Below are 19,083 nucleotides of genomic sequence, written 5' to 3' on the forward strand. Positions count from 1 at the left end.
CCCGGATTCAGAATTCCTTCCGATCCTGCTAGGAAAGGCTGACGCAGGAAACGCGCGTCCGTATCTTTGTGACGCAATTGAGAGCGCCCTGTTTTCGGTCCACGGTAATGGGGCATCAGGCCAGGGATCTATAAGCCACTGAAGCGTCCCGATAAGAGATCTGAGGGAATCGAGGAGCCCCGTCGGAAGGAAATTCCGGCGGGGCTCCTGTGGCGTTTTGACGGCAAGGCTGACGGCAACGTCAGCGGACGACTGCTGCGGTGGGTGGGTCGTCGGGGTTGTCGTTGACAGAGCCGAGGGCACCGTTCAGGGGGGCTGGTCAGGGTGCTGGACTTCAGCCAGCCTTCGGGGGCGTTGGTGTAGACGGTCGTGGTGGTGCGGTCGTCGTTCGTCGTGTTGGTGTCGCCGACCTGGGTGGTGGTGAGGACTCGGCCGTAGCCGTCGTAGGTGCTGGTGACGTCGGTGGCCATGGTCGAACGGCCACCCGAAACGCCGGTGACCTTCTCGGCGCTGGTGAGGTCACCGGTGGTGGGGTAGGCGCCGTAGGCCTTGCCGTCGTAGAGCATCTTGGTGTCGGAGATCATGTCCCCGGCGACCAGGTTGGGCTCGTTGCTGGCGGCGTTGTCGCAGTCGACCGACACCGACAGGGTGCGGATCGGCAGCGTCAGGTTCGCACCGGCCGGGGGCGTGCCGCTGGGGTAGACGGTCCGCTCGCAGGTGTCGTCGGCGCTGGTGGTGGTGTCGCCCTCGTTGTCGACGGCGATGGTGCGGCCCAGGTCGTCGTAGTCGGTGGTGATCTGGGTGGTGAAGTCGGTGCCGTCGGCCTTGCGGGACCGTCCCTTGGACCACTGGGTCAGTACGCGTCCGCCATCGACGGTGATGTCGTCGTCGGAGTTGGTGTCGTGGAAGGTCCGACTGATCGTCTTGTCCCACCTGGGCATCGCGACGCTGGCCGAGATCTCCGCGTCGTCGCTGAAGGCCCCGTTGAACGTGCGGGATTCCAGCACGACGCCGGCGAACTGGTCGCGGTCGGTGATCCCTCCGAGCAGGTTCTTGCTGTCGTTGACGGTCACGCTGTCGCGCGGGTTGCCCTTGCCCTGGTAGTTGCCGTCCAGTCCGCGGGCGTAGGTGGTCTCGGTGCGGGTCTGCGGACCGTCCTCACCGTCGCCGAGGACGGCGCGGACCTTGGAGTAGCCGCGCCACTGCGACCAGGTCCGCCACCTGTCCTTGGTCATGCCGTCGTCCTCGGCATACCGCCAGGCGGCATTACCCACGTAGGTGTAGTGGGTCTGCTGGGTCTTGGACCCGCCGGTGTCGTCGGACTCCAGGACACCGGTGACGACGTACTTGTGATACCAGTCGTTGATCAGCTTCTTGTCCGGCTGCTCCCACTTGACCGGGAAACACCGTTTGGTGTTGTGGGACGGACTCGGCATCCCGTCAGCCGAGGGCAAGGCGGGGCGTCCGAGTCGGGCTCTCACATTCGATCAGGCGAACGCAGTCCTGGAACAGGCCAAGTCCTCCCGGCTGCATGCCTACGTCGTCATCAGCCTGATGACCGGCATCCGCACCGAGGAGGCGCGTGCCCTCCGCTGGGAGCACGTCGTCGCGTGGGACGCGAAGCGCAAGGTGTGGCGTCCGGTCTCTGAGGCCGGGTTCAGGCACAAGCGGTTCGCGTTGTACGTCTGGCGCTCCGTCCGCAAGCACGGCGACACCAAGACTGAGAAGTCTCGTCGCACGCTGGAGCTGCCGGAGCGGGCTGCCGAGGCGCTCAAGGCGCACCATGCTCGCCAGGCCGCGCAGAAGCTCAAAGCGGGGGAGTCGTGGCAGAACAACGACCTCGTGTTCTGCTCGCCGACCGGCACGCCGCTCGACGCCGCGAACGTGCGGCGCGCGTTCCGCCTCATCACCAAGAAGGCCAAGATTGGTGAGAAGTGGACACCTCGCGAGCTTCGGCACTCGTTCGTCTCGATCATGAGTGACAGCGGAGTGCCGATCGAGAACATCGCCGACCTCTGTGGGCACTCGTCCACGGCGGTCACCGAGGAGGTCTACCGGCACCAGCTCAAGCCGGTGATCACCAAGGGCGCGGAGGCCATCAACTCCGTGTTCGGTCGCGGCAAGTCCGCGTAGGTCCGGTGCAGGTGGCTCCCCGTTTGGCTCCCCGGTACTTCCGGGAACGAAAAAAGGGCCCCGGAGCGATGCTCCGAAGCCCTTTCTGACCTGGCTTAACGCCTGGTCGGGACGGCGGGATTTGAACCCACGACCCCTTGACCCCCAGTCAAGTGCGCTGCCAAACTGCGCTACGTCCCGGTGTTTTGCCCCCTCGTTGAGCGGGCGTGATTACTCTAGCGCAGTTCCAGGGCTAGTGCGTACCGGGAAAGCGGGTGGCGGGTCGGTGCTGGGTGCGGTGGGGTGCCGGGTGGGCGCCGTCGTCGGCTTGGGGTTGGTGCTCGCCGGGTGTGCGGACGGAAGGGCGCCTGTCGCGGTGGAGAGCAGCACGGTCACGAGTGGGACGCCTGAGGGGCGGACGCCGGTGGCGCGGGCCTCGGTTCGGGTGCCGGACGGGACGCGGGTCTCGTACGCGGTGTTCGAGCATGGGGCGATGCTGGTGCAGCGGGAGCCGCACCGGGTGTTCCGGTCGGCGTCGGTGATCAAGTTGCTGATCGCGCTGGACCAGCTGGAGAAGGGTGACGATCCGCTGCTGGGGCCGATGCTGCGGTCGAGTGACGACTCGGCGGCGTCGGAGTTGTGGCGGCGGAACGGGCGCGGGGCGATCGTGACGCGGATGGCGCGGGAGATCGGGTTGACCGAGACGGCGCCGCCGCCGGCGGAGAAGCCGGGGTTCTGGGGGTATTCGGCGCTGAGTGCGGCGGATGTCGTGAAGATCTACCGGTACCTGCTGGAGCGGGCGCCTGAGGCGGCGCGGGAGAAGGTGCTGGGGGAGTTGCGGCGGGCGACGCGGTGCGGGACCGATCATTTCGACCAGTACTTCGGGATTCCGCGTGCGTTGAAGCGGCCGTGGGCGGTGAAGCAGGGGTGGTCCGGATTCGGGGACGCGCCGGGGCGTCCGTGTGTGACCGGGGCGGAGCCCGCGTTGGGGCCGGATCTCGGGATCGGGCGGCCGGTGCTCCATACGACGGGGATCGTGGGCGACAAGATCGTGGTGGTGCTCACGTTGCAGCCTGCCGGAACATCCTTCTCGACGGCGTATCGGCAGCTCACAGGGCTTACGGGGGAGGTGTTCCGGGCCTCCGGGGGGTGATCGGACTTTACTGATTTAAGGGATGAGCATCCGTTTACATGGCGTTCGTGACTGTACGGTCGTGAATGTCGTGAGGGGTACCGGGTGACGGAGACGGGTGCGATGCCGATGAGCGCCGAGTTGGCCGGCGTAGGGGACGGAGCGCGGGAGCGCGCGGTCCTCGCGGAGGCGCGTGTCGTGCTCGCCGACCGGCTGGGATGCCCGTCCGGTGAGGCCCTGCAGCATCTGATCTGGCTGGCCAGGGATCTCGATCTCGAGTTGGACGAGGCGGCCGCGCTGGTCGTCGAGGGCGATCGGGCCGTCGCGGAGAATCCGGACGCGCCGGTGGGCGGCGTCGGGCGCGGGGCGGTCGTGGCGGAGGCCCCGCCGGCGGCCGAGCCGGTCGCGGAGGAGCTGCTGCGGCGGGTCGCGGCGGCCGACACGGCGCAGGACGCGGTGATCCTCGCGTCGGTGCAGGACGATCCGGGCGCGCGGGCCGTGCTGGACGCGTCGCTGACGTCCGCGGCGCATCTGGTGCCGGTGCGGGACGCGGACGGACGCGTCGTCGACTTCCTCTACGCCGGGGTGAACGCCTCGGTCGATGATCTTTTCGAGCGTGCCCCGGACGAGCTGGTCGGGCGGCGCCTGCTGCGGATCGAGCCCGGGGCGGCGCTGTCGGGGCTCTTCGCGGCGTACGTGCGGGTCCTGGAGGGCGGCGAGCCGTTCGTGCGGGGGCCGTTCCTGTACTCGTCCGCGCGGGACGGGGTGACGCGGGCGTCGCGGATGACGGTGCGGTGCGTGCCGGTCCGGACCGGGGTGGTCGTGTCCTGGCGGTACCTGCGCGGGGAGGACCGGATGCGGTGGCGGCTGGAGCGCGCCGAGCGCCTGGTCGCGATCGGGTTCGCCGAGTGGGATCTCGCGACGGGCCGCATCACGGGGTCGCCGCAGATGGCGGCGAACTACGGCCTGGACGCGGTGGACGGCACGCTGGTGCCGGACGAGCTGGGCGCGGTGATCCACGGTGAGGACCGGGAGTTGATCTCGGAGGGGCTGCGGACGCTGTTCGCGCGCCGGGAGCCGGTCGAGGTGGAGCACCGGGTGGTCCTGCCGAGCGGCCGGCAGCGGCATCTGTGGGTGTTCGCCGAGCCGGTGCTGGACGCGTCGGGTCGTCCGGTGACGATCAACCTGGTCTCGCAGGACATCACGCGGCGCCGTGGTGTCGAGCGGGCGCTCGCGCGGACGCGGCGGGAGATCCTGCGGCAGCAGGCGTTGAACGCGCAGGAGCGCCGGGTCACGGCGACGCTGCGGCGGGCGATCCTGCCGGATCCGGAGAGCGGCGGCGTTCGCAGGCTGCCCGGGGTCCGGATCGCGGTGCGGTCGCTGGCGGCCGAGAGTGAGGCGCGGATCGGCGGTGACTGGTTCGCGACGCGTTCGCTGCCGGACGGGCGCGCGCTGATGGCGGTCGGGGACGCCGCGGGGCATGGGCTTCCGGCCGCGGCGGCGATGGCGCGGATGCGGAACGGCCTGCTCGGTATGGCTTACACGGGGCGTTCGCCTGGTCGGCTCGTCGGCTGGTTGAACGATCTGGTCGGGGATCTGGAGCCCGCCGCGACGGGGACGGCGGTGGTGGCGCATTTCGAGCCGCAGTCGCGGTATCTGGAGTGGGCGAGTGCCGGGCATCCGCCGCCGGTGCTGCTGCGGGACGGCCGGGCCGGTCCGCTGGCGGCCGAGGCCGATCCGCTGCTTGGCGCGGTGCCGGACTACGACTACGGGACGAACTCGACTCTGCTCAAGCCCGGTGACCTGGTGTTGTTCTACACCGACGGGCTGGTCGAGCGGCGGGACGCCGATCTGGAGGACGGGATCGCGCGGCTGTCGGAGATCCTCTGCGAGTGTGAGGACCCGGAGCCCGACGCGGTCCTGGACCGGGTGCTGGAGCGCATCGAGCACGACCGTTCGGCCGACGACACCACGCTGTTCGCCTTCCGCGTCGTCTGAGGCGACATCCGAGGGAAGCCCCGAGAGGGGCCCCCTCGGCCATTCTTTCTAACAACCGTTTGGTAGAGTCCGGGGCGTGAACCGGAACGAGACCCCCGAGGACCGGGCCTTCCGCGCCGAGGTCCGCGACTGGCTCGAGACGCACCTGTCCGGGGACTTCGCGCACGCGCGGGGCCTCGGCGGACCCGGCCGCGAGCACGAGGCGCACGAGGAGCGGCTCGCGTGGGAGCGGCACATGGCGCGCGCCGGATGGACGTGCGTGGGCTGGCCGAAGGAGTACGGCGGACGCGGCGCCAGCCTTGAGCAGCAGGTCGTCTTCCACGAGGAGTACGCCCTCGCGGACGCGCCCGCGCGCGTGAACCACATCGGTGAGAACCTGCTCGGGCCGACCGTCATAGCGTTCGGCACCGACGAGCAGCGTGCCCGCTTCCTGCCGCCGATCGTCGCGGTGGACGAGCTGTGGTGCCAGGGGTACTCCGAGCCGGACGCCGGATCCGACCTCGCCAACGTCCAGACGCGGGCCGTCATCGAGGACGGGCGGTGGCGGATCGACGGGCAGAAGGTGTGGACGTCGCTGGCCCTGGAGGCCGACTGGTGCTTCGTGGTGTGCCGCACCGAGCCCGGTTCGTCCCGGCATCGGGGGCTGTCGTACCTGCTCGTCCCGATGCGGCAGGACGGCGTGGACGTCCGCCCGATCGTCCAGCCGACCGGGACGTCGGAGTTCAACGAGGTGTTCTTCGACGGCGCGCGCACGGACGCGGCGCACATCGTCGGCGCGCCCGGCGACGGCTGGCGGATCGCGATGGCGACGCTCGGGTTCGAGCGCGGCGTGGCGACGCTGGGCCAGCAGGTCGGGTTCCGGCGCGAGCTGGAGGGCGTGATCGACCTGGCCCGCCGCACCGGCGCGATCGACGACCCGCTGCTGCGGGACCGGCTGACCCGGTCCTGGTCGGGCCTGGAGGTCATGCGGCTCAACGCGGTGCGGACGATGGCGGGCGTGGCGTCGGGGGCGCCGGGGCCCGAGTCGTCCATCTCCAAGCTGGTGTGGGGGACGTGGCATCGCGAGCTGGGCGAACTGGCGATGGACGTGCTCGGCGCGGCCGGCCTGGTCGCGGACGGCGAGCCGTACGACCTGAACGACTGGCAGCGGCTGTTCCTGTTCTCCCGCTCCGACACGATCTACGCCGGGTCGAACGAGATCCAGCGCAACATCATCTCCGAGCGGGTGCTCGGACTGCCGAGGGAGGCCCGTCCATGATCCCGACGTACGTGCCCGGGCACGGGCTGCTGAAGGACAGGGCGGTCGTCATCACCGCCGCGGCCGGGGCCGGGATCGGCGGGGCCGCCGCGCGCCGCTGCCTGGAGGAGGGCGCGCGCGTCCTGATCTCGGACGCGCACGAACGCCGCCTCGCGACGTCCCTTGATGAGCTGACCAAGGAGTTCGGCGAGGACCGCGTCGCCGCGCGGCCCTGCGACGTGACCGACGAGGCGCAGGTCCAGGCGCTGTACGCCGCCGCCGTCGAGCGTTTCGGACGTGTCGACGTCGCCATCAACAACGCCGGTCTCGGCGGTACCGCGAACCTGGTCGACATGGACGACGACCAGTGGACGCGCGTCCTCGACATCACCCTCAACGGCACGATGCGCTGCACGCGCGCGGCCTTGCGGCACATGCGCGGCCAGGGGGCGGGCGTCATCGTCAACAACGCGTCGGTGATCGGATGGCGGGCGCAGAAGGGCCAGTCGCACTACGCGGCGGCGAAGGCGGGTGTGATGGCGCTGACGCGGTGCGCGGCGCTGGAGGCGGCGGAGTTCGGCGTCCGGATCAACGCGGTCTCGCCGTCGCTGGCGATGCACCCGCACCTGGTCAAGGTCACCTCCCAGGACCTCCTGGACGAGCTGACCGCGCGCGAGGCGTTCGGCCGCCACGCGGAGCCGTGGGAGGTCGCGAACGTTATGGTCTTCCTGGCCAGCGACTATTCGTCCTACATGACGGGCGAGGTCGTCTCCGTCTCCTCCCAGCATCCTTAGGAACAGAAACCACGATGAGTCCACGACGGCGCGACGCCGAGGGAACCGCCGCGGCGCGCGCGGAACGCCGGGCCGAGCTGCTCGCCACCGCGGCCGAGGTGTTCGCCTCGCAGGGGTACTCGGCGACGACGATCCGGCAGGTCGCCGACGCGGCCGGGATCCTCGGCGGCAGCCTGTACTACCACTTCGACTCCAAGGAGTCGATGGCCGACGAGATCCTCTCGACGTTCCTGGACGACATGTGGGCCTCCTACGACCGCGTCCTCGACGCCGGGCTCGGCGCGCGCGAGACCCTCGAGGCCCTGGTCGTCGAGTCGTTCCGGTCGATCGACCGGCACCGGCCCGCCGTCGTGGTCTACCAGAACGAGTCCAAGCACCTGGCGGCCGGCGAGCGCTTCGGCTACCTGCTCGACTCGCACCGGCGGTTCGAGGAGATGTGGACCGACCTGCTGGAACGCGGTGTCGCCGAGGGCGCGTTCCGCGCCGACCTCGACCGCGGGCTCGTCTACCGGTTCATCCGCGACACCGTGTGGGTGGCGGCGAACTGGTACCAGCGCGGCGGACGGCTGTCCGCCGAGGACATCGCCAAGCAGTACCTCGCCATGGTGCTGGAGGGCATCCAGGCGACCTAGCGCAGAAGGAGACCCCGATGGCCGAGGCATACCTGGTCGACGCCGTCCGCGCCCCGGTCGGACGGCGCGGCGGCGGGCTGGCCGCCGTCCATCCCGCCGACCTCGGCGCGCACGTGCTGAACGCGCTGGTGGAGCGGTCGGGGATCGACCCGTCCGCCGTGGAGGACGTGGTGTTCGGCTGCGTCGACACCCTCGGCCCGCAGGCGGGCGACATCGCGCGGACGGCGTGGCTGGCGGCCGGGCTGCCCGAGGAGGTCCCCGGCGTCACCGTGGACCGGCAGTGCGGCTCGTCCCAGCAGGCGGTGCACTTCGCGGCGCAGGCCGTGCTGTCGGGGACGTCGGACCTGGTGGTGGCGGGCGGCGTGCAGAGCATGTCGCAGGTCCCGATCGGGTACGCGATGACCGCCGCCGAGCCGCTCGGCTTCGACCGCGGCCCGTTCGCGGGGTCCAGGGGCTGGGTGCGGCGGTACGGGGACGGCGAGGTGTCGCAGTTCGCGGGCGCCGAGCAGATCGCGCGCGACTGGGACATCTCCCGCGAGGAGATGGAGGAGTTCGCCCTCGGCTCGCACCGCAAGGCCGTCGCGGCGGTCGACGAGGGCCGGTTCGCGCGTGAGATCGCGCCGCTGGAGGGCGTCACCGACGACGAGGGCCCGCGCCGTGACACGACCGCGGAGAAGATGGCGGGCCTGCGGACCCTCGTGGACGGCGGGCGCCTCACCGCCGCGCTGGCCTCGCAGATCTCCGACGGCGCCGCCGCGCTGCTCGTGGCGTCCGAGCGGGCCGTCCGCGACCACGGGCTGACGCCGCGCGCCCGGATCCACCATCTGTCGGCGCGCGGCGAGGACCCGATCCGGATGCTGTCCGCGCCGATTCCGGCGACCGCGTACGCGCTGAAGAAGAGCGGCATGCGGATCGACCAGATGGACGTCGTGGAGATCAACGAGGCGTTCGCGTCCGTGGTGCTCGCCTGGCTGCGCGAGACCGGCGCGGACCCGGCGCGCGTGAACCCCAACGGCGGCGCGATCGCGCTCGGCCACCCCTTGGGCGCGACCGGCGCGCGGCTGATGACGACGCTGCTGCACGAGCTGGAGCGCACCGGCGGGCGGTACGGCATGCAGACGATGTGCGAGGGCGGAGGGCAGGCGAACGTGACCGTCCTCGAACGGCTGTAGCGCCCTGAGACGGGAGGCGCCGGGGAGGCCGGGCGGTGGCCCGTGGACTCCGGCGTCTCCGGCATACTCGGGCGGAGCCCCCCAGGGAGGACGCCCATGCTCGAAGGTCTGCGGATCGTCGAGATTTCGAGCTTCGTCGCCGCGCCGCTCGGCGGCATGACGCTGGCCCAGCTCGGCGCGGACGTGGTCCGGGTCGATCCGCTCGGCGGCGCGGCCGACACCGCGCGCTGGCCGCTCGCGCCGTCCGGGACGAGCCTGCTGTGGACGGGCATGAACAAGGGCAAGCGGTCGATCACGGTCGACCTCCGCTCGGACGAGGGCCGCGACGTGGTGGCCCGCCTGGCCGCCGACGCCGGGATCGTCCTGACCAACACGGCCGGACGCGGCGGACCGACGTACGAGACGCTGCGCGAGGCGCGTCCGGACGTGATCGTGCTCCAGGTCGAGGGGCATCCGGACGGCACCGCCGCGGTCGACTACACGGTGAACGCGGAGATCGGGTTTCCGCTGGTCACGGGCCCGCCCGACCATGCCGCGCCCGTGTCGCACGTGCTGCCCGCCTGGGACGTGGCGTGCGGCCTGTACGCGGCGGTCGGGATCCTCGCCGCCGAGCGCCGCCGTTCCCGGACGGGTGAGGGCGCGCACATCAGGCTTCCGCTGTACGACGTGGCGCTCGCGACCGCGGGCAACCTCGGGTTGCTCGCCGAGGCGCAGTTCGGCGTGGAGCGCGAGCGCGTCGGCAACCACCTGTACGGCGGCTTCGGACGCGACTTCGCGCTCGCGGACGGCGGCCGGGTGATGGTCGTCGCGCTGACCGGGCGGCATTTCGCCGACCTGTGCGAGGCGACCGGCACGGCTGGGACGGTCGGCGAGCTCGCGCGCCTCCTGCGCGCCGACTTCTCGGTGGACGGCGACCGCTACCGGCATCGCGAGGCGCTCGCCGCGCTCCTCGCCCCCTGGTTCGCCGGGCGGACGCTGCCCGAGGTCGAGGACGCGCTGAAGGCCGGCTCGGTGCTGTGGGCGCCGTACCGGCGGTTCACCGATCTCGACCTCGCCGCCAGCGCGCTCATGGACGAGATCGACCAGCCGGGCGTGGGCCGGATCCGGGCGCCCGCGTCCCCCCTGAACACCGGCCCCCCGGACACCGGCTTTACAGACACCGGCACCGGACGGCGCGCCGCCGTCCCCGCGCCGGAGCTCGGCGAGCACACCGACGAGATCCTCTCCGGGCTGGGCCTTTCCCCTGCCGACCTACGTGCGAAGGGCGTCGTCGCATGATCGACATCGAGGGCTGGAGCCCGTCCCCGCAGGAGACCACCGAGATCATCCAGCCCGGGCCCGCCCACGGCCTGGCGGGACTGCTCGGCGCGCCGTTCGACGGCGTGGAGCTGCCGCCGCTGTGGCAGTGGCTGTACTTCCTGGAGCGTCCGCCGCAGGACGTGCTCGGCCCGGACGGGCACCCGGCCGAGGGACGGTTCCTGCCGCCGATCCCGAACCGCCGCCGCATGTTCGCCGGGGGACGGTTCCTGCAGCGCGAGCCGCTGCGCGTCGGCGACACCGTCACGCGCCGGGACGAGATGGTCGCCGCGAACATCAAGCAGGGCCGCACCGGCGAGCTGCTGTTCGTGACCGTCCGGCAGACGTTCCTGCGCCACGGGCAGAAGATCGCCGTCGAGGAGCAGGACCTCATGTACCGCTGCGGCGCGCCGGACTCCGCGCCGCCCGAGCCGTCCTACAAGGAGCCGGTGCTCCAGAAGACGCCCTGGCGGACGACGTTCATCGCCGACCCGGTGCTGCTGTTCCGGTTCAGCGCGCTGACCTACAACGCGCACCGCATCCACTACGACGAGGACTACGCGACCAACGTCGAGGGGCATGCCGGGCTGGTCGTCCACGCGCCGCTGCTGGCGATCCTGCTGCTGGAGCTGCCGCGCCTGGCGGGCCACAAGGTGACCGAGTTCTCGTTCCGGGCGCGGCGCCCGGTGTACGCGGGCCAGCCGGTCGCCGTGGTCGGGCATCCGGACGGCGAGCTGGCCGTGATCGGCGCGGCGTACGCGTCGGGGCCGGTGTCCGCGCTGACCGCCACGTTCTCGTAGGGTGACCCTGATGTAAGCGGGCACTTGCGGCGGAGGTGTGTGCGGTGGGACGGCTGCAGCAGACGTTCGGGCTGACCGGGGAGCAGCGGGAGATCGTCGCGACGGTGCGGGCGTTCGCGGAGAAGGAGATCCTGCCCGTCGCGACCGAACTGGAGCACGCCGACGCCTATCCCGAGCGGATCGTCGAGGGGATGCGCGGGCTCGGCCTGTTCGGGCTGACGATCCCCGAGGAGTACGGCGGGCTGGGGGAGTCGCTGCTCACCTACGCGCTGGTCGTGGAGGAGCTGTCGCGCGGCTGGATGAGCGTGTCCGGCATCGTCAACACCCACTTCATCGTCGCCTGGATGATCGCCCACCACGGCACCGAGGCGCAGCGCGCGCACTACCTGCCGCGCATGGCGGCCGGCGAGGTCCGCGGCGCGTTCTCCATGTCCGAGCCGGGCTGCGGGTCGGACGTCGCGGCGCTGCGCACCCGGGCCGTCCGGGACGGCGGCGACTACCTGGTCACCGGCCAGAAGATGTGGCTGACCAACGGCGGCACGTCCCACCTGGTCGCGACGCTGGTCAAGACCGACCCGGACGCCGGGCACCGCGGCATGACGACGTTCCTGGTCGACAAGACGCCCGGCTTCGGTGAGGTCGCGCCGGGGCTGACCGTCCCCGGGAAGATCGCGAAGATGGGCTACAAGGGCGTCGACACCACCGAGCTGCTCTTCGACGGGTACCGCATCTCCGCAGGTCAGATCCTCGGCGGCGAGCCGGGCCGCGGCTTCTACCAGATGATGGACGGCGTGGAGGTCGGCCGCGTCAACGTCGCCGCCCGCGCCTGCGGCGTCGCCCGCCGCGCCTACGAACTCGCCCGCGACTACGCGCGCCGCCGCGAGACGTTCGGGAAGCCGATCGCCGAGCACCAGGCCGTGCTGTTCCGGCTCGCCGAGATGGCCACGAAGGTCGAGGCCGCCCACCAGATGACCGTCATGGCCGCCCGCCGCAAGGACGGCGGCGACCGCAACGACCTCGAGGCGGGCATGGCCAAGTACCTGGCGGGCGAGTACTGCAAGGAGGTCGTCGAGGACGCCTTCCGCATCCACGGCGGCTACGGCTACTCCACCGAGTACGAGATCGAGCGGCTGTACCGGGAGGCGCCGATGCTGCTCATCGGCGAGGGCACCGCCGACATCCAGAAGATGATCATCGGCCGCCGCCTCCTCGCCGAGGACGCCTGACGAGCGCGGACGGCGGCCCGCGGGCGGTGGCTCACGGGCGCGGGCGGCGGCCCACGGGCGGCGGCTCGCGGCGGGCTGCGGCTAGGGTCTCGTTCATGCCCGACATGTCCCCGGACCAGGACGAGCGCCGCCGCGACGGCCTGCGCGAGTTCCTGCGCACCCGCCGCGCCCGCCTCACCCCCGCCGACGTCGGCATGCCCGACGCGGGCCGCCGCCGCACGCCCGGCCTGCGCCGCGAGGAGGTCGCCGTCCTCGCCGGGGTCGGGGTGTCCTGGTACACGTGGCTGGAGCAGGGCCGCGACATCCGCGTCTCCGAGGACGTCCTCGACGCGATAGCGCGGGCCCTGCGCCTGTCCGGCGCCGAACGCGAGCACCTGTACCTGCTCGCCGGGCTGAACCCGCCGCGCGTGCAGGCCGTCCCGGCCGTCCCGGTGTCGCCGGAGCTGATCCGGGTGCTGGACGCCTGGTCGCCGCGTCCCGCCTACATCCAGGACCGGCACTGGGGCTTCCAGGCCGTGAACGACTCCGCGCGGGTCGTGTTCGGCTACGGCGACACCGACCACAACTGCCTGGTCAGCTACTTCACCAACGCCCGGTTCCGGATGACGAACACGCTCTGGGAGCGCAACGCGCCGGGCGTCGTCGCGCGGTTCCGCGCCGACATGGCCCGCTATCCGGGCGACCCCGAGTTCCCCCGGATCGCCGCCGACCTCGCCGCCGCCAGCCCCGACTTCGCCGGGCTGTGGGAGCGGCACGACGTGAGCACGGGCGCGGAGGCGACCAAGGCGATCGTCCACCCCGAGGTCGGCGAGCTGGTCTTCGACGCGACGCTGCTGCCCCTGCCGGACCGTCCGGGCCTGAACCTCGTCCTGCACAACCCGCGCCCGGAGACCGGGACGATGGAACGCCTGGAACGGCTGATGAGCAGCGGCCCGCGCCTGGCGGAGGCCGGCTGACCCACGCGCGGCCGTCCCGCTGAGGGTGGTGGTGCCACACCCAGGATGACCTGACACTGCTCCGTTCCGACGCCCGGCGGCAGTCTTGCGGGCATGACGAAGCGCTTCACGAACAAGACGGCCCTGATCACCGGCGGCACCAGCGGGATGGGCCTCGCGACCGCCCGGCTCCTGCTCGACGAGGGCGCGAACGTGGTCGTCACCGGCCGCGACGAGGCCCGCCTGGACGCCGCCGCCAAGGACCTGGACGCGGGCGGCCGCCTGCTGGCCGTCCGCGCGGACGCCGCCGACCTCGCCGACCTGGACGTCCTCACGGGCCGGATCCGGGACCGGTTCGGACGCCTCGACGTGGTGTTCGCCAACGCGGGCGTCGGCGCCTTCCAGCGCGCCGCCGACGTCACCGAGGACGACTTCGACCAGGTCGTCGGCACCAACTTCAAGGGCGTCTTCTTCACCGTTCAGAAGGCCGTGCCGCTGATGACCGGCGGCGGGTCGATCGTGCTCAACGCGTCCTGGACGCAGTACCGGGGGATGGCCGTCGCGTCGGTGTACTCGGCGTCCAAGGCGGCCGTGCGCAACCTCGCGCAGACGCTGTCCAGCGACCTCGCCGACCGGAACATCCGCGTCAACTCGGTCAGCCCCGGCTTCATCGACACCCCGATGTTCCGCGGGGCCGCCCCGACCGACGAGGAGGCCGCCGGGTACGCCCGGCAGGTCGTCGCCGGACGGCTCGGCACGCCCGGGGACGTCGCCCGCGCCGTCGCCTTCCTCGCCTCGGACGACGCGTCCTACGTCACCGGCCAGGACCTCGTCGTCGACGGCGGCCTGGTCTCCTCCCTCCCCGCCTGAACCCCGACCCCCAAAAGGAAGCACGCCATGAAGGCCATCACCATCCCCGAGTTCGGCGGCGCCGACGTCCTGCGGCTCGACGACGTCGCGGTGCCCGAGCCCGGTCCGGGCCAGGTGTCGATCGACGTCGAGTACGCGGGCGCGAACTTCGCCGAGGTCCTGTACCGGCGCGGCCTCGCGGACGTGCCGCTGCCGTTCGTCCCGGGCATCGAGGTCTCCGGACGGATCCGGGCCCTCGGCGCGGGCGTCGGCGGGCTGCGCGTCGGCGAGCCCGTCGCCGCGCTGACGATCGTGGACGGCGGCGGATACGCCGAGGTCGCCGTCACCTCCGCCGACCTGGTCGCGCCGCTGAACGGCCTAGACCCCGCGGTCGCGGCGGGCGTGCCGTCCAACAGCACCACGGCCCACCTCGTCCTCGACCGGGTCGCCCGGATCGCGCCCGGCGAGCGCGTGCTCGTGCACGCCGCCGCCGGGGGCGTCGGGAGCCAGCTCGTGCAGGTCGCGCGGCTGCTCGGCGCGGGCACGGTGGTCGGGACGGTCGGCGGCCCGGCGAAGGCCGACGCCGTCCGCGAGCTGGGCGTCGAGCATGTCGTCCTGCGGGACGAGCTGCCCGGACGCGTCGGCGAGCTGACCGGCGGGGCGGGCTTCGACATCGTCGCCGACATGGTCGGCGGCGAGGCCCGCCGCGCGAGCCTGGACGCCCTGGCCCCGTTCGGACGGCTGGTCGCGTTGGGCAACGCGTCCGGCGCGGACGACGTCCCGCTGTCGCCGAACGAGCTGTGGATCACCAGCAAGACCGTCTCGGGGTTCAACCTCGCGGCCTTCAGTGCCCTGTATCCGGCGGAGGCGGGCCGCGCGCTGCGGCGGGCCGTGGCGGCGGTCGCGTCCGGTGACCTGCGCGTCCGGGTGGAGGAGATGCCGTTGGAGGCGGCCGCCGAGGCGCACCGGCGGATCGAGTCGGGGACGACGACGGGCAAGCTCGTCCTCGCCGTCCGCTCCTGACCGGCGGGGGCCCCGGTTCCGGCCCGCGGGAAAGCCGTTGACACCCGCGGTATGCGTCCCTACCGTCCTGTTTTCAAGAAAGTTTCCTAACAATTCAGGGGTGGACGTGCGGCTCCGGGACGGCACTGACACCGGGGCCGCGGCGCCCGGGGGACGCGAGCGGCTGTTCGCCGGGGAGTACGCCGCCCCGTTCGCGGCCTTCACGGCGCTGACCGTGCTCACCGCCCTGTCCGGGCTCGCGGTCGTCCCGACCCTGCCGGTCGCCGTCCGCGCGCTCGACGGCCTCTGGCTGTACCCCCTGGTCGCGAGCGCGTTCGTGGCGGCGGGCCTGGTCGGCGGGGTGATCGGCGGCGCCTGGTCGGACCGGTCGGGTCCGGGCCGTCCGCTCGCCGCGGGCCTCGCCCTGGCCGTCGCGACCCTGGTGGTGTCCGGGACGGCCGGGACCGTCTGGCAGCTCGCCGCCGGGCGCTTCCTGGACGGCGTCGCCGCCGGGATGATCGTCGTCGCCACCAACGCCGCGATCGCGCAGACCTTCCCGGACCGGCTGCGCCCCCGCGCCCTCGCCCTGCTGAGCGCCGCGTGGGTCGGGCCGTCGCTGATCGGCCCGCCGCTCGCCGGGCTTGTCGTCTCCTGGTGGTCCTGGCGCTGGGTGTTCCTCGGCCTCGCGGCGCTCATGGTGCTGCCGGGCCTCGCGGTCATCGCCTCGCTGGGCAGGCTGCCCCGGCGGGACGCGCCGGCCGGAGCCGAGAGCCCCGGCCTGGTCGTGGCCCTGGCGGTCAGCGTGGGGGCCGGGCTCGGGCAGTACGCGCTGTCCGGGCGGAGCGCCGTCCACCTGGCCTGCGGGATGGCGGCGCTGCTGGTGCTCGCCGCGTTCGTGCGGCGCATGGTCCCGCCGGGCACGTGGCGGGCCGCGCCGGGCCTTCCCGCGACCGTGCTGCTGAACGGCCTGGCGTCCGGGACGTTCTTCACGCTGGAGGCCATGGTGCCGCTGCTGCTGAACCTGGACGGAAGCGTCGCGCCCGCCGTCGCCGGCCTGGCCTTCACCGGATCGGCCGTCGCGTGGGCCCTCTCCTCGTGGGCGCAGAGCCGGTGGCTCGCGGGCCGCCCCCGGCATCTGCTCGTGGCGGGCGGCGCCGTCCTGCTCGCCCTCGCGACCGGCGGTGCGGCGATCGCGACGGCGACCGGGCTGCCCGCGTGGATCCCGGCGTCCGCGCTGGTCGTCGCGGCCGTCGGCATGGGCGCGACCGCGCCGACCCTGACCGTCCTGTCGCTCGGGCACGCGCCGTCCGGGCGGACGGGCTACGCGGGCAGTGCGATGCAGACGAGCCAGAACCTCGGCCAGATCGGGATCCTCGCGCTCGCCTCGGCGCTGCTCGGGACGGCCGTGTCGGCGGCGTCGGCCGGGTCCGTGGCGCGGTTCGGCCCGGCGCTGGGCGTGCTCGTCGTCCCGAGCCTGGCGATCGTCATCCTCGCTGCGCGAGCGAGATCCACGCGGGCTTCGTGAGGGCGAGCATCTCGTCCAGCGACCAGTGGTCGCCCGCGTGGACGCCGAGCCTGCTCGCCAGGATCGAGCCGTCCGGGGCGATGAGGAAGTCGCCGGGCAGCCCGAACCGCCCGCCGTTCGGCCGGAGGGCGGGCCACTTGTCGCGGCGCCGCCGTCCGGCCAGCAGGCCGCGGACGATCGTCGGCCACACGCGCGGGTCGAGCAGCGCGCGCGGACCGGACTCGACGCCGAACTCCACGTAGAGCGCGCGCTCCGGGTCGGGGATCACGTCGAACGGCAGGTCGGCGACGTGCTCGCGCAGCTCGTCCGCGGACGAGTGGAACACCGCGACCTCGCGGACGCCCGCCGCCTCGACCTCGGCGTGCCGGACGGCGAACGAGCGCAGGTGCAGGTTGCAGACGGGGCAGCCCGCGAAGCGGCGGAACTGCAGGTGGACGACGCGGTCCGGGTCCGGGATCGGGACCGGCGCGCCGGTCACGGAGGTCAGTTCGTAGGTGCGCACGGGGGTACCTCCCTGTAGGTGTACGCCATACACCTACAAGGGTAGGCGTAACGCGTACGCTGTCAACCACCATGCCGCGTCCCCGCTCGCTGACCCGTCCGCAGGTCGCCGCCGCCGCGCTCACCGTCGTCGACCGCGACGGCCTCGCCGCGCTGTCCATGCGCGCCGTCGCCAAGGAGATCGGCGTCAGCACCATGGCGCTCTACCGCTACGTCGACGGCCGCGACGACATCGAGGGCCTGGTCGTCGAGCGCGTCATGTCCGGCATGGACACCGGCCCGCCGCCGGACGGCCCGTGGCGCGACCGGATCGCCGCGCTCGTCGAGCGGATCCGGCTCGCCGTCGGCGCGCACCCCGAGGTCATCCCGCTGACGCCCGCCTACCGGCACCGCTCACCGACGCTCCTGCGCTGGTCGGAGACCATGCTCGGGGTCCTCGCCGACGCCGGGTTCGGCGGCGACGCGCGCATCATCGCGCTGCGCGGCGTGACCGCCTACATCATCGGCGCGATCCAGCTCGAGCACCTCGGCCCGCTGTCCGGGCCCGGCACCGACGCGATCGCCGCCCTCCCCGAGGACGAGTTCCCGCACATGGCGGCGGCCGGAGGACGCGCCCGCGCGATCTCCTCGCACGAGGAGTTCCGGCGCGGCCTCGACCTGCTCCTGAACGGCCTCGACAGCCGCGCCGCCGGCCGGGACGACCTCTGACCCGCCACTGACCCGCTACCGCCCCGCCTCTGACCCGCCACTGCCCCTTCGCGAGCCGCGGCCGCCCCCTTCACCGCACCAGGTAGGACGGCTGCCGCGCCAGCACCTCGGCGGCCTGCGCCACGATCCCGCCGATCAGCTCCGCGCACCCCGGCAGGTCGTCGATCACCGCGACGACCTGCCCGGACGCCATCACGCCCAGGTCCGGACGGCCGTCCACCATCGCGGCCTTCAGCAGCATCGGCGTGTTCGCCGCCATCAGCACCTGTGACCACGACAGGTCCCTGCCGTGCCGCATCGCCCTCCCGTCGGCGAGCATCGCCCGCCACGACATCCCGGAGATCCGCCTGAACCGGGCCGCGTTCCGCAGCGCCCGCACGAGCCCGGACACCCGGCCCGCGTCCTCCAGCGCGTTCACCAGGTCGCTGCGCAGCACGCGATGCGGCATCCCGTCGACCTGCCGCGTCACGACGGTCTCGGCCATGCCGAGGTAGACCCTCTTCACCTCGTCCGGGACGGAGCTGTCGGACGTCAGCAGGAACCGCGTGCCCATCGCCACCCCGGACGCGCCGTACGCGAGCGCCGCCGCGAGCCCGCGGCCGTCGAAGAAGCCGCCGGCCGCGATGACCGGGACGTCCACGGCGTCCACGACCTGGGGGAGGAGCAGCGTCGTCGCGACCGGGCCGGTGTGCCCGCCGCCCTCGCCGCCCTGCACGAGCACCGCGTCCGCGCCCCACGCGGCGACCTTCTCCGCGTGCCGCCGCGCCCCCACGGACGGGATCACCACGACGCCCGCGTCCTTCAGCTTCGCGATCAGCTCGCGGCGCGGCGCCAGCGCGAACGACGCGACCCGCACGCCCTCCTTGATCAGCAGGTCGACGCGGTCGTCCGCGTCGCCCGCGTCCGCGCGCAGGTTCACGCCGAACGGCGCGTCCGTGCGGTCCTTCACCTCGTGGACGGCCAGCCGCAGCCGCTCCGGCGTCATCGTCGCGGACGCCAGGATCCCGAGGCCGCCCGCGTTCGCGACGGCCGAGACCAGGCGCGGCCCGGCGACCCAGCCCATCCCCGTCTGCACGACCGGATGCCGCACGCCGACCAGCCGGGTCAACGGCGTCTCGAGCACCCGCTCCGAGCCTGCGCCGCCCGCGCCGCCCGCACTGCCCG

Annotated in this window: 18 protein-coding genes and 1 tRNA gene; 15 read left to right on the forward strand and 4 right to left on the reverse strand. The window is 72.7% G+C overall.

Translation table 11 applies throughout. The annotated features are described in order from the left end of the window. Window positions 1-128: 128 nt before the first annotated feature. The gene (locus EBO15_RS44025; RefSeq protein WP_158628126.1) at window positions 129-1,436 is read right to left on the reverse strand and encodes a hypothetical protein; all 1,308 of its coding nucleotides are present in this window, start codon (window positions 1,434-1,436) and stop codon (window positions 129-131) included. Between EBO15_RS44025 and EBO15_RS03745 the strand changes: the two genes are divergently transcribed. Continuing rightward, window positions 1,414-2,133 (forward strand): site-specific integrase, encoded by a 720-nt coding sequence (locus EBO15_RS03745; RefSeq protein ID WP_233615909.1) that lies wholly within the window; start codon window positions 1,414-1,416, stop codon window positions 2,131-2,133. The genes EBO15_RS44025 and EBO15_RS03745 overlap by 23 nt on opposite strands. A gap of 103 nt (window positions 2,134-2,236) precedes the next feature. Here EBO15_RS03745 and EBO15_RS03750 read toward each other — a convergent pair. Beyond that, window positions 2,237-2,313, reverse strand: a tRNA-Pro gene (locus tag EBO15_RS03750). A 175-nt stretch (window positions 2,314-2,488) separates the two neighbouring features. Between EBO15_RS03750 and EBO15_RS46715 the strand changes: the two genes are divergently transcribed. The 13 genes from EBO15_RS46715 (at window position 2,489) to EBO15_RS03815 (ending at window position 16,710) form a co-directional block, all read left to right on the forward strand. After that, on the forward strand, window positions 2,489-3,265 hold the full coding sequence (locus EBO15_RS46715; RefSeq protein ID WP_147481370.1) for a serine hydrolase: 777 nt from the start codon (window positions 2,489-2,491) through the stop codon (window positions 3,263-3,265). 84 nt (window positions 3,266-3,349) lie between these two features. Continuing rightward, window positions 3,350-5,242, forward strand: a complete 1,893-nt coding sequence (locus EBO15_RS03760) for a PP2C family protein-serine/threonine phosphatase (RefSeq protein WP_233615911.1) — start codon at window positions 3,350-3,352, stop codon at window positions 5,240-5,242. A 76-nt stretch (window positions 5,243-5,318) separates the two neighbouring features. After that, a complete protein-coding gene (locus EBO15_RS03765) occupies window positions 5,319-6,500 on the forward strand; it encodes an acyl-CoA dehydrogenase family protein (RefSeq protein ID WP_122192878.1) in 1,182 nt (393 codons plus the stop codon). After that, a complete protein-coding gene (locus tag EBO15_RS03770) occupies window positions 6,497-7,273 on the forward strand; it encodes an SDR family oxidoreductase (RefSeq protein ID WP_122192879.1) in 777 nt (258 codons plus the stop codon). Before EBO15_RS03765 ends, EBO15_RS03770 begins: the two co-directional genes overlap by 4 nt. Before the next feature lie 14 nt (window positions 7,274-7,287). Beyond that, window positions 7,288-7,905 carry a TetR/AcrR family transcriptional regulator gene (locus tag EBO15_RS03775; protein ID WP_122192880.1) on the forward strand — a complete coding sequence of 206 codons (618 nt, stop codon included), beginning with the start codon at window positions 7,288-7,290 and terminating at the stop codon, window positions 7,903-7,905. Window positions 7,906-7,922: 17 nt separating this feature from the next. Next, on the forward strand, window positions 7,923-9,077 hold the full coding sequence (locus EBO15_RS03780) for an acetyl-CoA C-acetyltransferase (RefSeq protein WP_122192881.1): 1,155 nt from the start codon (window positions 7,923-7,925) through the stop codon (window positions 9,075-9,077). A gap of 96 nt (window positions 9,078-9,173) precedes the next feature. After that, window positions 9,174-10,355, forward strand: a complete 1,182-nt coding sequence (locus EBO15_RS03785; protein WP_122192882.1) for a CoA transferase — start codon at window positions 9,174-9,176, stop codon at window positions 10,353-10,355. Further along, the gene (locus tag EBO15_RS03790; protein WP_122192883.1) at window positions 10,352-11,173 is read left to right on the forward strand and encodes an FAS1-like dehydratase domain-containing protein; all 822 of its coding nucleotides are present in this window, start codon (window positions 10,352-10,354) and stop codon (window positions 11,171-11,173) included. Before EBO15_RS03785 ends, EBO15_RS03790 begins: the two co-directional genes overlap by 4 nt. Window positions 11,174-11,217: 44 nt before the next feature. Next, window positions 11,218-12,399, forward strand: coding sequence for an acyl-CoA dehydrogenase family protein (locus EBO15_RS03795; RefSeq protein ID WP_122192884.1), 1,182 nt, complete (start codon window positions 11,218-11,220; stop codon window positions 12,397-12,399). Window positions 12,400-12,494: 95 nt separating this feature from the next. Then, window positions 12,495-13,355, forward strand: a complete 861-nt coding sequence (locus EBO15_RS03800) for a helix-turn-helix transcriptional regulator (protein WP_122192885.1) — start codon at window positions 12,495-12,497, stop codon at window positions 13,353-13,355. A 93-nt stretch (window positions 13,356-13,448) separates the two neighbouring features. Then, entirely contained in the window at window positions 13,449-14,204 is a 756-nt protein-coding gene (locus EBO15_RS03805; protein WP_122192886.1) for an SDR family NAD(P)-dependent oxidoreductase, read from the forward strand. A 27-nt stretch (window positions 14,205-14,231) separates the two neighbouring features. Continuing rightward, window positions 14,232-15,206 carry a quinone oxidoreductase family protein gene (locus EBO15_RS03810; RefSeq protein WP_122192887.1) on the forward strand — a complete coding sequence of 325 codons (975 nt, stop codon included), beginning with the start codon at window positions 14,232-14,234 and terminating at the stop codon, window positions 15,204-15,206. 100 nt (window positions 15,207-15,306) lie between these two features. Further along, on the forward strand, window positions 15,307-16,710 hold the full coding sequence (locus EBO15_RS03815) for an MFS transporter (RefSeq protein ID WP_199744309.1): 1,404 nt from the start codon (window positions 15,307-15,309) through the stop codon (window positions 16,708-16,710). On the opposite strand, the gene EBO15_RS03820 is transcribed toward EBO15_RS03815, so the two are convergent. Then, a complete protein-coding gene (locus EBO15_RS03820; RefSeq protein WP_122192888.1) occupies window positions 16,670-17,212 on the reverse strand; it encodes a peroxiredoxin-like family protein in 543 nt (180 codons plus the stop codon). The two genes, EBO15_RS03815 and EBO15_RS03820, sit on opposite strands and share 41 nt — an antisense overlap. 71 nt (window positions 17,213-17,283) lie before the next feature. Here EBO15_RS03820 and EBO15_RS03825 point away from each other — a divergent pair, with 71 nt between their 5' ends. Then, window positions 17,284-17,919 (forward strand): TetR/AcrR family transcriptional regulator, encoded by a 636-nt coding sequence (locus tag EBO15_RS03825; protein ID WP_122192889.1) that lies wholly within the window; start codon window positions 17,284-17,286, stop codon window positions 17,917-17,919. Between the two features lie 70 nt (window positions 17,920-17,989). Here EBO15_RS03825 and EBO15_RS03830 read toward each other — a convergent pair whose 3' ends face one another. Next, on the reverse strand, window positions 17,990-19,042 hold the full coding sequence (locus EBO15_RS03830; protein WP_122192890.1) for an NAD(P)H-dependent flavin oxidoreductase: 1,053 nt from the start codon (window positions 19,040-19,042) through the stop codon (window positions 17,990-17,992). Between the last annotated feature and the right edge of the window lie 41 nt (window positions 19,043-19,083).

The organism is Actinomadura harenae (assembly GCF_003696215.1).
Lineage (GTDB): Bacteria > Actinomycetota > Actinomycetes > Streptosporangiales > Streptosporangiaceae > Spirillospora > Spirillospora harenae.

Coding starts and splice junctions, on each gene's coding strand:
- EBO15_RS03790 (WP_122192883.1), top strand. CDS start 10,352: ATGATCGACATCGAGGGCTGGAGCCCGTCCCCGCAGGAGACCACCGAG.
- EBO15_RS44025 (WP_158628126.1), bottom strand. CDS start 1,436: ATGCCGAGTCCGTCCCACAACACCAAACGGTGTTTCCCGGTCAAGTGG.
- EBO15_RS03805 (WP_122192886.1), top strand. CDS start 13,449: ATGACGAAGCGCTTCACGAACAAGACGGCCCTGATCACCGGCGGCACC.
- EBO15_RS03775 (WP_122192880.1), top strand. CDS start 7,288: ATGAGTCCACGACGGCGCGACGCCGAGGGAACCGCCGCGGCGCGCGCG.
- EBO15_RS03780 (WP_122192881.1), top strand. CDS start 7,923: ATGGCCGAGGCATACCTGGTCGACGCCGTCCGCGCCCCGGTCGGACGG.
- EBO15_RS03810 (WP_122192887.1), top strand. CDS start 14,232: ATGAAGGCCATCACCATCCCCGAGTTCGGCGGCGCCGACGTCCTGCGG.
- EBO15_RS03785 (WP_122192882.1), top strand. CDS start 9,174: ATGCTCGAAGGTCTGCGGATCGTCGAGATTTCGAGCTTCGTCGCCGCG.
- EBO15_RS03825 (WP_122192889.1), top strand. CDS start 17,284: ATGCCGCGTCCCCGCTCGCTGACCCGTCCGCAGGTCGCCGCCGCCGCG.
- EBO15_RS03800 (WP_122192885.1), top strand. CDS start 12,495: ATGCCCGACATGTCCCCGGACCAGGACGAGCGCCGCCGCGACGGCCTG.
- EBO15_RS03770 (WP_122192879.1), top strand. CDS start 6,497: ATGATCCCGACGTACGTGCCCGGGCACGGGCTGCTGAAGGACAGGGCG.